Source organism: Paenibacillus sp. QJM3NY_38 (assembly GCF_056173265.1).
The window spans coordinates 5,125,526-5,138,443 of record NZ_CM149665.1; the positions used below are offsets into that span (position 1 = coordinate 5,125,526).

14 protein-coding genes are annotated in these 12,918 nt (G+C 51.9%); 5 read left to right on the plus strand and 9 right to left on the minus strand.

The genetic code is table 11. The features are described from left to right. Positions 1 to 16: 16 nt before the first annotated feature. Together AC0VZ8_RS23690 and AC0VZ8_RS23695 are read right to left on the minus strand one after the other, a co-directional pair. Positions 17 to 769 (minus strand): pseudouridine synthase, encoded by a 753-nt coding sequence (locus tag AC0VZ8_RS23690; RefSeq protein ID WP_475484624.1) that lies wholly within the window; start codon positions 767 to 769, stop codon positions 17 to 19. Next, positions 766 to 2,370, minus strand: a complete 1,605-nt coding sequence (locus AC0VZ8_RS23695) for an RsmB/NOP family class I SAM-dependent RNA methyltransferase (RefSeq protein WP_475484625.1) — start codon at positions 2,368 to 2,370, stop codon at positions 766 to 768. The genes AC0VZ8_RS23690 and AC0VZ8_RS23695 overlap by 4 nt, the downstream gene beginning before the upstream one ends. Before the next feature lie 159 nt (positions 2,371 to 2,529). Here AC0VZ8_RS23695 and AC0VZ8_RS23700 point away from each other — a divergent pair, with 159 nt between their 5' ends. Together AC0VZ8_RS23700 and AC0VZ8_RS23705 are read left to right on the plus strand one after the other, a co-directional pair. Further along, on the plus strand, positions 2,530 to 3,057 hold the full coding sequence (locus AC0VZ8_RS23700) for a thioredoxin family protein (RefSeq protein ID WP_071223091.1): 528 nt from the start codon (positions 2,530 to 2,532) through the stop codon (positions 3,055 to 3,057). Beyond that, complete coding sequence (locus tag AC0VZ8_RS23705) at positions 3,054 to 3,509, plus strand: PCYCGC motif-containing (lipo)protein (protein WP_475484626.1); 456 nt, start codon at positions 3,054 to 3,056, stop codon at positions 3,507 to 3,509. Before AC0VZ8_RS23700 ends, AC0VZ8_RS23705 begins: the two co-directional genes overlap by 4 nt. Before the next feature lie 135 nt (positions 3,510 to 3,644). On the opposite strand, the gene AC0VZ8_RS23710 is transcribed toward AC0VZ8_RS23705, so the two are convergent. The 3 genes from AC0VZ8_RS23710 to AC0VZ8_RS23720 are packed head-to-tail and all read right to left on the minus strand — an operon-like array spanning position 3,645 to position 6,010. Further along, entirely contained in the window at positions 3,645 to 4,088 is a 444-nt protein-coding gene (locus tag AC0VZ8_RS23710; RefSeq protein ID WP_475484627.1) for a DUF309 domain-containing protein, read from the minus strand. After that, positions 4,078 to 4,890, minus strand: coding sequence for a GTP diphosphokinase (gene yjbM / locus AC0VZ8_RS23715; protein WP_071223094.1), 813 nt, complete (start codon positions 4,888 to 4,890; stop codon positions 4,078 to 4,080). Before yjbM ends, AC0VZ8_RS23710 begins: the two co-directional genes overlap by 11 nt. A gap of 25 nt (positions 4,891 to 4,915) precedes the next feature. After that, on the minus strand, positions 4,916 to 6,010 hold the full coding sequence (locus tag AC0VZ8_RS23720; RefSeq protein WP_201259441.1) for a quinone-dependent dihydroorotate dehydrogenase: 1,095 nt from the start codon (positions 6,008 to 6,010) through the stop codon (positions 4,916 to 4,918). Positions 6,011 to 6,206: 196 nt separating this feature from the next. Here AC0VZ8_RS23720 and AC0VZ8_RS23725 point away from each other — a divergent pair, with 196 nt between their 5' ends. Continuing rightward, the gene (locus AC0VZ8_RS23725; protein ID WP_475484628.1) at positions 6,207 to 6,344 is read left to right on the plus strand and encodes a hypothetical protein; all 138 of its coding nucleotides are present in this window, start codon (positions 6,207 to 6,209) and stop codon (positions 6,342 to 6,344) included. On the opposite strand, the gene AC0VZ8_RS23730 is transcribed toward AC0VZ8_RS23725, so the two are convergent. From AC0VZ8_RS23730 to AC0VZ8_RS23740, 3 genes are all read right to left on the minus strand, one after another. Next, positions 6,341 to 7,753 (minus strand): L,D-transpeptidase, encoded by a 1,413-nt coding sequence (locus AC0VZ8_RS23730; RefSeq protein ID WP_475484629.1) that lies wholly within the window; start codon positions 7,751 to 7,753, stop codon positions 6,341 to 6,343. The two genes, AC0VZ8_RS23725 and AC0VZ8_RS23730, sit on opposite strands and share 4 nt — an antisense overlap. A gap of 166 nt (positions 7,754 to 7,919) precedes the next feature. After that, the gene (locus AC0VZ8_RS23735; RefSeq protein WP_009594795.1) at positions 7,920 to 8,159 is read right to left on the minus strand and encodes a ferredoxin; all 240 of its coding nucleotides are present in this window, start codon (positions 8,157 to 8,159) and stop codon (positions 7,920 to 7,922) included. A 187-nt stretch (positions 8,160 to 8,346) separates the two neighbouring features. Then, positions 8,347 to 9,678, minus strand: a complete 1,332-nt coding sequence (locus AC0VZ8_RS23740; protein WP_475484630.1) for a DNA polymerase IV — start codon at positions 9,676 to 9,678, stop codon at positions 8,347 to 8,349. A gap of 330 nt (positions 9,679 to 10,008) precedes the next feature. Between AC0VZ8_RS23740 and cimA the strand changes: the two genes are divergently transcribed. Continuing rightward, positions 10,009 to 11,625, plus strand: coding sequence for a citramalate synthase (gene cimA / locus AC0VZ8_RS23745; RefSeq protein WP_475484631.1), 1,617 nt, complete (start codon positions 10,009 to 10,011; stop codon positions 11,623 to 11,625). 92 nt (positions 11,626 to 11,717) lie between these two features. On the opposite strand, the gene AC0VZ8_RS23750 is transcribed toward cimA, so the two are convergent. Next, positions 11,718 to 12,269 carry a TlpA family protein disulfide reductase gene (locus AC0VZ8_RS23750; protein WP_475484632.1) on the minus strand — a complete coding sequence of 184 codons (552 nt, stop codon included), beginning with the start codon at positions 12,267 to 12,269 and terminating at the stop codon, positions 11,718 to 11,720. A gap of 107 nt (positions 12,270 to 12,376) precedes the next feature. Here AC0VZ8_RS23750 and AC0VZ8_RS23755 point away from each other — a divergent pair, with 107 nt between their 5' ends. Then, entirely contained in the window at positions 12,377 to 12,910 is a 534-nt protein-coding gene (locus AC0VZ8_RS23755) for a M67 family metallopeptidase (protein WP_475484633.1), read from the plus strand. Positions 12,911 to 12,918: the final 8 nt, after the last annotated feature.

The window sequence follows — 12,918 nt, forward strand, 5'->3', positions numbered from 1 at the left end:
TATTTCTCTATCGTATTCATGCCCTTCCGATCAAAGACAGTTCATGCTCGGTCAGCTCCCGGTACGCTCCGATCTCGAGATTTTCATCCAAACGGAGTTCGCCCATGCTGACTCTTTTGAGATACACGACTTTTTTGCCAACCGCCTCAAACATCCGCTTGACCTGATGAAATTTCCCTTCATGGATCGTCAGCGAGATGCGGGACAACTGGACTCCGTCGCCTCGTTCCTCATGGGAATGGATCACCAGCTCTCCGGGTAAGGTCACGTACCCGTCATCTAAGGTAACTCCCGCAGCAAACAATCGCACGTCCTCATCGTCCACCCTGCCCGCTACCATCGCTTCATAGGTTTTCGGGATATGCTTCCGTGGCGACAGCAGCTCGTGGGCCAATTTACCGTCATTCGTAAGCAGCAGCAACCCCTCCGTATCCTTATCCAATCGGCCCACCGGAAACGGCTCGAAGATCAGATATTCCTCATCCAGGAGATCCAGCACCGTTCGGTCACGAAGATCCTCTGTCGCCGAAATGACGCCCGGCGGTTTGTGCAGCATGAGATATATGAATTCCCTGTATTGCACGGTCTCCCCCTCAAACTCGATGATATCCGTATAAGGATCAACATGTTTACCGGGGTCCTTCATCACCGTTCCGTTGACCACGATGCTCCCTTGTTTGGCCTTTTTCTTCAATTCGGCCCGTGAGCCGAATCCAAGATTGGATAGCACCTTGTCCAATCTTAGCGTTGTTCTGCCTTTAGCACTCATATCGATGTCCACCTCCACCCTGCCGGATACTCATTCTTCAATATTCCTGTCTGCCATTTGGCCCAACCGGCTGAATATCCGTCTATACACACTAACACATAACCCTTCGCTTCAGCACCCGATCGACGGATCACGCGCTCTTCCGGAATCGACAAGGTTTCCCCTTTCAAATACCGGACCGCTTCTCCGTCCTCGGAGGACAGGCTGACATATCTAACAGCCTCATCCGCTTGCAGCGCTGTAGCCAAGGGATGTCCAGGTACAAACCGTTCATTCTTCAACTGTCCCATGTACCATCCGGGCCGAATTACTTTGAGCTGCTTCAGACGCTCTTCCGGCAGGGGTGATACATACACATGGTTCCCGTAGGTTACAGGATATCCGGTCAGCTTCAAATCCATCTGCTCGCGGATAAAGGCTTGAAACAAATTGATCGAAACCGGACCCGATTGAGAATCTTTTACGCTACGGCGGGATGCCTGATGTCGCGTTGCATCTTTACCGTATTTCCCCGGTTTACCCGGGCGCTCCTCCTTGAAAGCCGCTTTTCCTTGACGCTCTCGGGGATGCTCCGCTCGGGAGGAAATAGCAAGCGACTCGTTGGCCATGGTGCCCGAATTGAATAATGGAGCTTGTTCCCGTTCAACTTCACGTTTATCCAGCTCGCCGTCCCGCTGAAGCACGGCCATGAAATGCCCTTCGCCTCTGACCTTATGCGGCCATAATCGAGCAGTACCGGCAAGCTGCTTAAGCAAATCGTCCTTCACGTTCCCTTCACCCGCCATCCAGTCCGTTTCTCCCGGGGAAAAGAATTCCGAATGCTCCACCGGGACGACGCGAAAATCCGGATGTTCGCTCAGAAACTCGGCAATCATCCCTTCATTCTCCTCCGGCGAGAAGGTACAGGTGGAGTACACCAGCCGGCCTCCCGAGCGGAGCATGGCTGCCGCCGATTTCAGGATGTCCCGCTGCATATCCGCAAACTTGAGCGGAGACGATTCGTCCCAGTACTTCAGCATGGACTCGTCCTTGCGAAACATCCCTTCGCCGGAACAGGGAGCATCAATCAATATTTTCGTGAAAAATTCGGGAAAAGCCCCGGCAATCCGATCCGGGTCCTCATTCAGCACCACCGCATTCCGAACGCCGTACATCTCCAGATTCTTGGCGAGTGCTTTGGTGCGATCCGGATGCAGATCATTGCTGACGAGCACCCCCTGCCCATTCAGCTTCGCCGCAATCTGCGTAGATTTGCCGCCGGGAGCCGCGCACAGGTCCAGCACCAAATCCCCCGACGTTACGCCAAGCAGTTCGACCGGAGCCATCGCGCTAGGCTCCTGGATGTAATATAACCCCGCATGATAGTAAGGATGCCGTCCCGGACGCTCCCCGGCCTGAGTATAGTAACCGGTGGAGCACCAGGGGATGGGCGCAAGGTCAAAGGGGGACAACTTCATGAATTCCTCTCTGCTGATCTTCAGCGTATTCACCCGAATGCCGGCATTCGGAACTAGTTCGTAAGACTTCATAAAATTGTCATAGTTTTTGCCAAGCAGCGATTTCATCTTCGCCAGAAACGGCGAGGGCAGTCGTAATGCCATACAAGGTACCTACCTGTTCTGTATCGTATCGTTTGAAGTATATTTTCACTGTGCTGAAGCAGACATTCGCATGTTCCGCTTCGACTTTTAATATTGTATAATAAACTACATTAAAAAGGACAAGTCCTTATTTATTATTAATCATTAGGGGGTGGACCCATGAACCGCAAAAAAAAGAATAAATACACCGCATTATACGCCTTCGGCGGAGTTTTCGTCTTATTGATTGCTGCACTCGTTTTCTTGAACGGTCAAGGAGAAGCAAGCGAATTGTACGGCGGTAAGAAGGTCTCCAGCCTGAACCCGGCTACGCAGGAGCTCCTTAATGATCCGAACTACCAGCAAATCATTTTGCCGGATCAGCTGAAGAGCAAGGTCGACAACAAAGAGAACTTCTTTGTGTACTTCTTTGCATCCGACTGTCCGCACTGTCGTGCGACGACCCCGGAACTGATGCCTTTGGCGGATGATGCCGGAATTACGATGCACCAGTACAACCTTCGCGAATACCAGGAAGGCTGGAGAGAATACAACATTGAGTTCACCCCGACGCTGGTCTACTTCGAGAACGGCGCAGAGAAAGAACGCATGGTCGGCGGATTGAAACCGGAAGGTTCCAGTGAAGGCTACTCCATCGATGACTTCAAGCAATTCCTGGATAAATACAAGGGGAGCGTGACGAAATGAACCGCACTCGCGCCATCCTCTTTACCTTTGTCATCTCGGGCATGCTGCTGACCGCCTGCGGCGGTAAAGAATCCGCTGCCGGGCATCAGCACGGCGCCGATTCCGAACGATACGAGACAACGGCCAGCCTGACGGTGATGCCGGAGTTTCTGTCCAATTATACCGACAATACGCAAGCAACTTATGCTGCGGTCGGCGAACTTGAGGACATTATCAAGGAAATCAAATGTTATTGCGGCTGCATGGACGAGGAGACCGGCTATCATGATTCCCTCCATCGCTGCTTCATCGCCGAGAATAAGGACGGCGAAGTCAAATGGACGGACCATGGCGCCCAATGCGGCATCTGCCTGACCGAGCTGCAGGATGCCAAACGGCTTCATGACGAAGGAAAATCCGTCGAGGAAATCAAGGAGTTCATCGATAACAAATATAAAGGTACCGAATCCTGATCCTGAAATATGCGAATGCAGAATTACTTACGCTTCGCTGAAAGCTTATTCATTCTATAATCTTTTAAAAAAAGAGCTGCCCAAAAGTAGATTACTCTACAGACAGGCAGCTCTTTTTTTCACTTGTTCCCACAATTACTTGGAATGTGCCCGCTCCGGCTTTCGCCGCTGCGGAATGTTCGGCTGGATGCGCTCCGATGCCATCTGAACTGCCTGCTTAAGCTCAGTATCCCCAATTTCGATCGTCAAATCCCTATAGGGAAACGGATGAACGTCATACGAAGATAACTGCTCGGCGTATTCCCGAACTTCGCTCACCAGCTTCCCCATCGAGATTCCCAGTTCATCGCCAGGATAACGCTCGAGGCGCGATACAGCGCTGATGAACATTTTGTATGCTCCTCTAACGTTATTGTTCCGGAAATGGAAAAGCCCGACAGCTACTTGCAGAAGCCCCTTATACCTTGGATCGCGATCCCGCGCAAGCCACAGTTCCTCTAGCACCTCATGGCATTCGAAGTAGTCTTGATCCCGGTTAAAGTAAACGAGGTAAGCGACATACAGCGGTTCATAACTCATGCTCGTTTACTTTCTTCTTGGCTTCGGCCAGCATCTCCTTCACCTCGTCCAGAAGCACCTTCATCGCATCCATGTCATGATCCTGAAATAGCGCGTTAAACCGGCTCTGAAAAGCAATCGCCTCATTGACCAGATGAAAGAAATACAGCTTGTGAATCGCGTTCAGCACCTGTGTCGTAATATTGGAATCATCCTCGAACTGCCGCTGCGCCTCCAATATATCCTCCCGGATGCTCGACATTTCCGTATCCAGCGTATTTGCCGCTTCTCCGGCTTTCTTCAGCCGCGCCCGGATGTCATCCGGCAGACTTTCCCGGTACTTGTAGCTAAGCGAATGCTCAATCGTAGCCCAGAAATTCATGGCCAGCGTGCGGATCTGAATTTCGGCAAGCACTTTCTTTTGCCCCAGAGCCGTTTGCACCGGATACTCGATAATCATATGAAAGCTCCGATAGCCGCTCTCTTTGAAATTGGTAATGTAATCCTTCTCATATAATACGGTCAGGTCTTTCCGTGCCCGGATGTATTCGGCTACCCGCCGGATATCCTCCACGAACTGACACATAATCCGAATGCCTGCGATATCCTCAATCCCGGTTTCCAACTCGTCCATCGGCACATCGAGGCGTTTCGCCTTGTCCAGTATGCTCGAGATCCGTTTGACGCGACCCGTTACGAATTCGATCGGTGCGTATTCCTCTCTTTTTTTCAGTTCGGAACGCATCGTCTTGAATTTAACCTTTAATTCCTCAACGGTCTGCTCATACGGAAGCAAAAATGTTCCCCAGTCTCTAACGTCCATCGCCTTGCCTCCTGTCTTTACCCCTTTACCGATGATTAGCGCCGACGGCTTCGGAAATATGGCTGAAGCCATCCCGTGCAAGCAGCTCCCGGAGACCGGAATGAAGCTTGCGGTTCACCTCAGGCCCTTCATAGATAAGTGCTGTATAAATTTCCACCAGGCTTGCGCCTGCGCGTATTTTGTCATAAGCATCACTTGCCGTGAAAATCCCGCCAGACCCGATAATCGGAAGGGCACCGCCGGTCTGCTTGTATATCCGGGATACAATCTCCGTCGAACGGTTACGCAGCGGTTTACCGCTTAGGCCGCCGGTCTCTTTGGCGTTGCTGTGCGTCAATCCATCCCGCGAAAGCGTCGTATTCGTGGCGATAATGCCGGAAACGCCGCTTGCGCTGATCGTATCCACCATGAATTCCAGTTCCTCATCGCTCACATCCGGCGCAATCTTCACCAGAACGGCCTTCTCGCCTCCATGAATTTTGGCTTGGCGGGACATTTCGTTCTTCACGGCTTCCAGCAGGGATGACAATTCGCTCCCATGCTGAAGGCTGCGCAAGTCCGGCGTGTTCGGGGAGCTGATGTTGACAACAAAAAAGTCGCCATACGGAAATAAAGCTTGAATGCAAGCTTCGTAATCACCGTTGGCTTTCTCGTTCGGAGTCGCCTTGTTCTTCCCGATGTTGACGGCAACCGGGATGCGGCGTTCCTTGAGGGCGGACAGCCTTTTTGCCATTGCCTCGGCCCCTTCGTTGTTGAAGCCCATCCGATTGATGAGTGCCTCGTCAGGAGGAAGCCGGAACAATCGCGGCTGTTCATTGCCCGGTTGCCCCTTCGGGGTCACCGTGCCTACTTCCATAAATCCGAAGCCGATGGAGGAAAATCCTTTGACGGCCTGAGCGTTTTTATCCAATCCGGCGGCAAGTCCGACCGGTGTCGGGAAATGAAGCCCGAACAGGTCTACTGCCAAATCCGGTGTTTCGCTAACACCGTACATCCCTCGCATGACAGCGTCTGCGCCAACCACGCCGGAGGCACGTCCAAGGCCGCCAACCACAAGGTGGTGAGCTTTCTCGGGATCGAGTTTGAAAAATATAGGTTTGCCTATGTTGCGGTACAGCACATCCACTCTTCCTCTCATCCAGTTATTTCTCTATCCTTCAGTTTATCCGTTTCTGCCTCAAAAAGAAAGTTCTTCAGCATAAACCGGGCGATCATCCCGGCGAGAAAGCGATATGGCAATTTCGGGACAAACGCCTTACAATAAAGGAAGATTGTACAAATCATTTTCACGATCATGAGAGAAAGAGGGGAAGCACATGTCAGCCAAACGTAAACCTCCGACCTTGCAGCAGAAAAAAGAAATGGTCAACAAGAAGGCCATACTATGGATAAGCTCCGGCATCGCTCTTCTTATTATCCTGATTATTGTTCTGATAGTGATCGCCCAGCCTTAATCCAGCCAGTGATACACCTTGCCCGGGTTGGTCTGCCCCTGGGCAAGCTTGAGCTTGAAACGATCTTTCGGCGTCCACAGGCCCTCGGGCAGAACCCCTTCCCGAATTTTCACAACGGTTCCCATCGGAACCAGATCAAACAGTTCCTCGACATCCTCCTTAAGCATACGGATACAGCCCTCGGATTCATTCGCTTCGATACTGTCCACGTCTAGCGTGCCGTGTATGGCATACAACGTATCGGACAGCTGCATTCCCCGCGTTCCATAGGGGCCCTTCGTGGTCCCGTTCGGATTCACAACCTTGTCATTGATACGAAAATCGCCCAGCGGCGTTTTCGCTCCCCCGAGCCCGACCGCATAGTTGCGCAGCATGACGGTCCCGCTGACAACGGCAAGCCGATGATGTTTCCGGTCGATGATGACCTGAAGCGGCTGCTCAAAAAAAGGATCCCCGTTCGGCGATGTCCCCCAGTATCCCGTATCTTCCGGATCGTTCCCCGACGGCAGCTGCCCCGGCTGGTCCTCATGGCCGCCTGCTCTATGGGACATATGCTTCATTAAAACTCCGAACATCTCCTCCATCGCTTTCGATCGGCCGGACAGCCAATTGTTCGGATACGGCTGCGTCAATTCATTCAGGCTTTCAGGCAGGCGTCCATGCCGAGCCTTATACTGGTTGGCCGCTTCCTGCAGTACGGCCGTTTCGACTTGCAGATCCGCCCATTGCCCCGCGCTTCGCTTAAGCTGCGAACTATCCGCAGGCTCGCATTCACACTCCAATACCGCTCCTTCATATGGCTGGATCGCAATGGCGCCCTTTGCATCCCGATGCAATCCGTATAAACGCTCCATGTCCTTGCTCCATAACTGCCACTTGCCCGAAGGCTTCGTCCCCAGTGCAACCATCCAATTCGGCAATTCCTGAGGATGCCGGAGCAATGAGGACAGTGTGCCGGCGGAATCCTTCCCCTTGCCGGAAGCAACGGCGATGTACAGCGGTTCTTTACGCGAATCCCGCTTCTCGTTGTTAGCGACCGAGGCGGATACCGGTTCATTCGGCGGGAACCCATCGGATGCATAATCCCCGGGAACGGAGCCCGGCGCCTGGGCCGGAGGAAGAAATACGAGCAGCAACAACACCAGCGCAGCAAGCAAACGCCGGGTTCTTTTTCGCCTGCGGTCCTTGTCCTTCTCCATCTCCAATAAGCGCTGTTCGTAATTTTTCCATATATCGGACGGAACCTGGCTAAGCTCGAAGGCTTCATAGACCCCCTCCGCCTTGTTATAGCAGTAATTTGCCTTGCCCTGTTCGCCAGCCTGCTCATATTCCTTGCCGAGCAGATACCAGGCCATTTTATTATCAGGATGCGTCTCCACATACCTTTTGAGGTACAGCGAATTGTTCATTCGGGAGCCTCCTTTTATGACATTTTTACCTCTATTATCCTGTATATCGGAATATACGCTCCAATTATGTATGAATCGTGGATACGAAAAAACGCCCCCTGCCTTTGTCGGGCAGAGGGCGTCGGTATAAGTTCAAGATGGAATATCAGGGCTCGAGCGGTAATGGTTATTCTGCGTTAAACGGCTCGTCTGCAATCCGAATTGAATCTGTCGGACAGCCGTCGCAGGCATCCAGCATATCGTCATGCATATCTTCCGGAATTTCGGTTACCCCGCGGTTGTTGTCTCCGTCAAAAATGACTTCTGCCAGGCCTTCGTCGTCGTAATCATAAATGTCGGGTGCCGTTGCTCCGCATGCTCCGCAAGCGATGCAGGTATCTTTATCTACCCAAGTAAACTTCGCCATAGTCTCTCTTCCTCCTGTATATCTATAAACATCTCTATAAACATAGTATAAGCTGACGGTCTCCCGCCACCATCTACATATATTAATACAATTTTTTTAGGAATACAAATAAATTTCCTCATATTTTCCGACAAAATTCAGGTGTGCTCAAAGGATATGGAGTATCTTCAACCAGCAATTAAAACGATTAATCCCGGTCCGGATCCTGCGAGATCGGCTGATCGGCATTTTTATTATCGTTCCCGAGATCCCTTACAAAATCCATCTGTAAAGATGTTCCTCTCCGCTTATGATTACGGATTAAAGACGACGGATCATCACCCAGCATGCCGGCGGTCAGCACCGCACTTTCCCCGAATTTATTGCGCAGCTCGTCCATAACCCGGGTCAGCGATTCTTTCTTCGGCTGTTTCTCGTAATCGAACAAATCCAGCTGAATGGCGGACTCCTCCTTAGGGGCAAGCTGCTGGAGCGTAACGCCAAGCAGACGGAGCGGCTTGTCCTGTTTCCAGTGCCGGTGATACAACTCGCACGCTTCCCGGTAAATATCCTCGGTATTTTCCGTCGGAATGGCAAGATGCTTCGACCTGGTGATGGTCTTCATATCCGGTGTACGCAGCGTGATCTGTATGCCGCCGGTCATTAGACCCTTTCTGCGGAGCCGGCGCGCTACCTGATCGCTCAAATTCAGCAGCACCCTTCTCGCCTCCTCCGCCGATGTAACATCCTGCGGAAGCGTGGTCGTGTGTCCGATCGATTTGCTCTGTTCCCGCCCTGCAACGACAGGTGCATGGTCGATGCCGCTGGCTGCCCGTTTCATCCATGACCCCATCACGCCAAAAGTCGATGTCAGCAGGCCTTCATCGGCGGCGGCCAGCTGTCCGATCGTATGGATATTCAGCTTGCGCAGCTTATCGGCTGTCTTGCTCCCGATGCCGAACAGCTCTGCACAAGGTCTGTTCCAGAGCACCTGCGGGACATCCCGTATCCGCAGCACAGACAGCCCATTGGGCTTCTTCATGTCAGATGCCATCTTGGCCAGCAACTTATTGGGAGCAATGCCGACGGAGCAAGGCAGCGACAGCTCCTCGCGAATACGCGCCTGAATTTCGCGGGCGATATCCAAGGGGGTGCCGAACTGCTTCGATCCCGTGATGTCCAGGTAACATTCGTCAATCGAAGTCGCTTCCAGCAGCGGCGTATAAGCATAAGCTATATTCATAAATGCATTGGAATACTTGCGGTACAGATGAAAATCCGGCTGGATGATCATCAGGTCCGGGTAAATCCGCAGCGCCTGTCTCACGTTCATTCCTGTGCGTATCCCGAGGGATCGTGCCGCATAGGAGCAAGTAACAATGACGCCTTTTCGCAGCTCGATGCTGCCTGCGACAGCTGTGGGCTTCCCCCGGTAAAGCTCCGGCTCCTCCGCTTCGTGTACCGAACAGTAAAAAGCATTCATATCCACATGTAGTATAACGCGGCCGCTGGCCGGATAATAATTGTCGATATGTCCCACGCAGAATTCCTTCTTTCTATGATACGGTTCTTCCTAATATAATGCCCCGGGTCTCTTCGGCAGTTTGGGTTAATGATTCTTTCATTTTCTATGTGTTCCATTATAACTTGTTTAGAGCCTCGTGTGCCCCTAACGTCTTGTTATGCAGGATCATGAACGCATAACCTGCCAGCCTAACGCCTCCAGCATACCGCTCCCCTTAACACGGGTCAAGAATAAGCCCCGCGGGGTAAAGTTTGTTTTTTACTCTGTTACTTTCCCGCAAAGAAATGTTATAATACAAAATTATAAACAATGCGGTCCAATCCCGGACACCCAAAGGAGGACATCATGTCTAAGTCCATTTCCATCTTTGATACGACACTTCGCGACGGAACCCAAGGCGAAGGAATCAGCTTGTCGGCGGACGACAAGGTCAAAATCGCCAAGAAACTCGATGCTCTTGGTGTTCATTATATTGAAGGCGGTATCCCGGGAAGCAACAGCAAGGACATCGAATTTTTCAAAAGAGTCCAGGATCTCGGCTTAACCTCAAAAGTAACCGCTTTTGGCAGTACTCGCCGCAAAGGCTCCATCGCCGATCAGGATGCCAATCTGCTTCGAATTCTGGAATCCGGCGTTTCTGCGGCCACTTTGGTCGGGAAGTCATGGGATTTCCACGTCCATACCGCGCTTCAGACGACACTGGAAGAGAATCTGGCCATGATCTATGATTCCATCGCCTTCCTGAAGCAAAAGGGCCTCGAAGTGATTTTTGATGCCGAGCACTTTTTTGACGGATATAAGAACAATCCCGAATACGCAGTTGCCGTATTGTCCAAGGCTCGGGAGGCAGGTGCTGATTGGCTTGTCATGTGCGATACGAACGGCGGCAGTCTTCCGCACGAGATCTCGAGCATCGTGACATCCTTAGCGGGTCCACTACCAGGCGCTCCGCTCGGCATTCACACCCATAACGATTGCGAACTTGCCGTTGCCAACACGCTAAGTGCCGTACAGGCTGGTGTCCAGCATGTGCAAGGAACGATGAACGGTTACGGGGAACGCTGCGGGAATGCCAACCTGTGCTCCATCATCCCGAATCTGCAGCTGAAGCTGGGATACGAGTGCATCGGAGACGATAACCTCCGCACGCTGACGAATACCGCACGGTATATCAGTGAAATCGCCAACGTCAATATGCCGGTCAACCAGCCGTATGTCGGTAACGCTGCCTTTGCCCACAAGGGAGGCATCCATGTTTCGGCGATCCTGCGCGATTCCAGAACGTACGAGCATATCGAACCGGAGAAAGTCGGAAACAAGCAGCGCGTGCTGGTATCCGAGCTTGCAGGACAGAGCAACATCGTATCGAAGGCGCAAGACATGGGTCTTAACTTTGATCCGGCTAGTGAACAATCCAAGCATATTATCGGAAAGATCAAGGATCTTGAGCATGAAGGGTATCAATTCGAGGGGGCGGACGCTTCCCTGGAGCTGCTGCTTCGAGAAGCGAACGGAGAGTTTAAGGAACTGTTTACTTTCGAATCCTTCAAAATGCTCGTAGAGAAATCAGCCGGCCAGCCGGTTGTTTCCGAAGCCTTTGTCAAAGTCAACGTTGCCGGTGAGAGCATCTACACCGCAGCGGAAGGCAACGGCCCGGTCAATGCGCTTGACAACGCGCTCCGTAAAGCGCTGGTCCAATACTTCCCGACACTCAAGGAAATGCATCTTGCTGACTATAAGGTACGGGTGCTGGATGACAAGGATGCGACGGCAGCCAAAGTACGGGTGCTCATCGAGTCCAAGAACTTCGAGAACTCCTGGAACACCGTCGGGGTTTCCAGCAACGTCATTGAGGCGAGCTGGGAAGCGCTGGTCGACAGTATGCGATATGCGCTGCTCGGTCAAATCTCACCGGAGCAGGTGCATGAGTCCGCGGCAAGGCAAGGGTTGGTTAATCACTAAGGCTGCCGTCCAATATAAAAAGCGCGTATCCGCCATGTATGCACATGGAGGCCGCGCTTTTTTTGGTGTTTCAGCCGCTCTTCGCTTCACAATTAATTCAACAACTTAGCTACCTTTTTGCGGAGATCCTTGGGATCCGGAGCGCCAAGAATGATTTCCTGAATCACGCCGTTTCGATCAATCAGCACATTTGTCGGGAAGACCTGACCTTTATACAGCTCCTCGAACACTTCTCCTTTCGGATCGAGAAGGATTGGATACCGGAGTTCAAAATCCTTAACGAATTGACGAGCTTTCTTCTCATTGTCATATTTGGACACGTTCACGCCGTAGATTTCCAGCTCATCTGCATATTCCTCCGCCAGCTTATCGAGCTCCGGGGCTTCTTGCTTGCACGGCTCACACCAGGATGCCCAAAAATTGACAACCATCGCTTTATCGCGCGCTCCGCCTCCGGCATAAGTCTTGTCGTCCATCCCCTTCAAGGTGAAGGTTGGGGCAAGCAATCCGGCTTTGGCGCCTGTCTCCGTCGGGAGCGGCTTCTCCTGCGTAAAGACAGCCTGGATATTGTCGCCGGCTTGGTTATAGATTACAGCGCCTGCCGCTACAACCAGCAGAACGAGGATGATGATGTTTCGTTTCATAGGTATAGGTTCCTTTGCTAAACTTAGTTATAGTCCCTATTGTACCCTGAAACCCTGATCTTTCAAACACGTGATCCACTCTAAAATATAGCCCGGGAGGGAAAAAGATGAACCCGTCTGACATGGCCCTGGAGCAGCTTCTGCTGCACGCGGCCGTACAACAGCATATATCGGACTATACGTATGATTGTCTGCCACAGGAAGCTTGTGGCGTCCTTATCGGGCACTCCAGCGCAGCAAGGCGATCGGTAACCGTTACGCAATTTATTCCCATAAAAAATACAGCGGAGTTCCCGCTGCATTCTTTTCATCTGGACCCTGTTCAATGGACCCGCTTGGTGTTAACTGAAAAAGGAATTGTCGGATTGTTTCACAGTCACCCGGATACATTCCCTGAGCCGTCCGGCGAGGATCTGCTACAGCTTCAGTCCTTCGGCGGATTGCTCCAGGTGTATGCCATCGGATCTCCTTCAGCTCCAAACGCTCCCGATTCGAAACCATTACAGCTTCATACTTACAAAATTATTCGAGGACAAGAGACCTCAGAATTATTCAGCAATCTGCCGACACATTCCTGGGTGCGGCCGGGATCGGAATTCTATTCCCTCGCCCCGATTCCTTGCAAGATCATAACAGAATAATAAGCTAT

What these genes read in the sequence shown, in the direction of transcription:
- AC0VZ8_RS23700 (WP_071223091.1), top strand. Translation starts at nt 2,530, where the DNA reads ATGAACCGCAAAAAAAAGAATAAATACACCGCATTATACGCCTTCGGC.
- AC0VZ8_RS23755 (WP_475484633.1), top strand. Translation starts at nt 12,377, where the DNA reads ATGAACCCGTCTGACATGGCCCTGGAGCAGCTTCTGCTGCACGCGGCC.
- AC0VZ8_RS23705 (WP_475484626.1), top strand. Translation starts at nt 3,054, where the DNA reads ATGAACCGCACTCGCGCCATCCTCTTTACCTTTGTCATCTCGGGCATG.
- AC0VZ8_RS23750 (WP_475484632.1), bottom strand. Translation starts at nt 12,269, where the DNA reads ATGAAACGAAACATCATCATCCTCGTTCTGCTGGTTGTAGCGGCAGGC.
- AC0VZ8_RS23690 (WP_475484624.1), bottom strand. Translation starts at nt 769, where the DNA reads ATGAGTGCTAAAGGCAGAACAACGCTAAGATTGGACAAGGTGCTATCC.
- yjbM (WP_071223094.1), bottom strand. Translation starts at nt 4,890, where the DNA reads ATGGACGTTAGAGACTGGGGAACATTTTTGCTTCCGTATGAGCAGACC.
- AC0VZ8_RS23710 (WP_475484627.1), bottom strand. Translation starts at nt 4,088, where the DNA reads ATGAGTTATGAACCGCTGTATGTCGCTTACCTCGTTTACTTTAACCGG.
- AC0VZ8_RS23695 (WP_475484625.1), bottom strand. Translation starts at nt 2,370, where the DNA reads ATGGCATTACGACTGCCCTCGCCGTTTCTGGCGAAGATGAAATCGCTG.
- AC0VZ8_RS23730 (WP_475484629.1), bottom strand. Translation starts at nt 7,753, where the DNA reads ATGAACAATTCGCTGTACCTCAAAAGGTATGTGGAGACGCATCCTGAT.
- AC0VZ8_RS23735 (WP_009594795.1), bottom strand. Translation starts at nt 8,159, where the DNA reads ATGGCGAAGTTTACTTGGGTAGATAAAGATACCTGCATCGCTTGCGGA.
- AC0VZ8_RS23725 (WP_475484628.1), top strand. Translation starts at nt 6,207, where the DNA reads ATGTCAGCCAAACGTAAACCTCCGACCTTGCAGCAGAAAAAAGAAATG.
- cimA (WP_475484631.1), top strand. Translation starts at nt 10,009, where the DNA reads ATGTCTAAGTCCATTTCCATCTTTGATACGACACTTCGCGACGGAACC.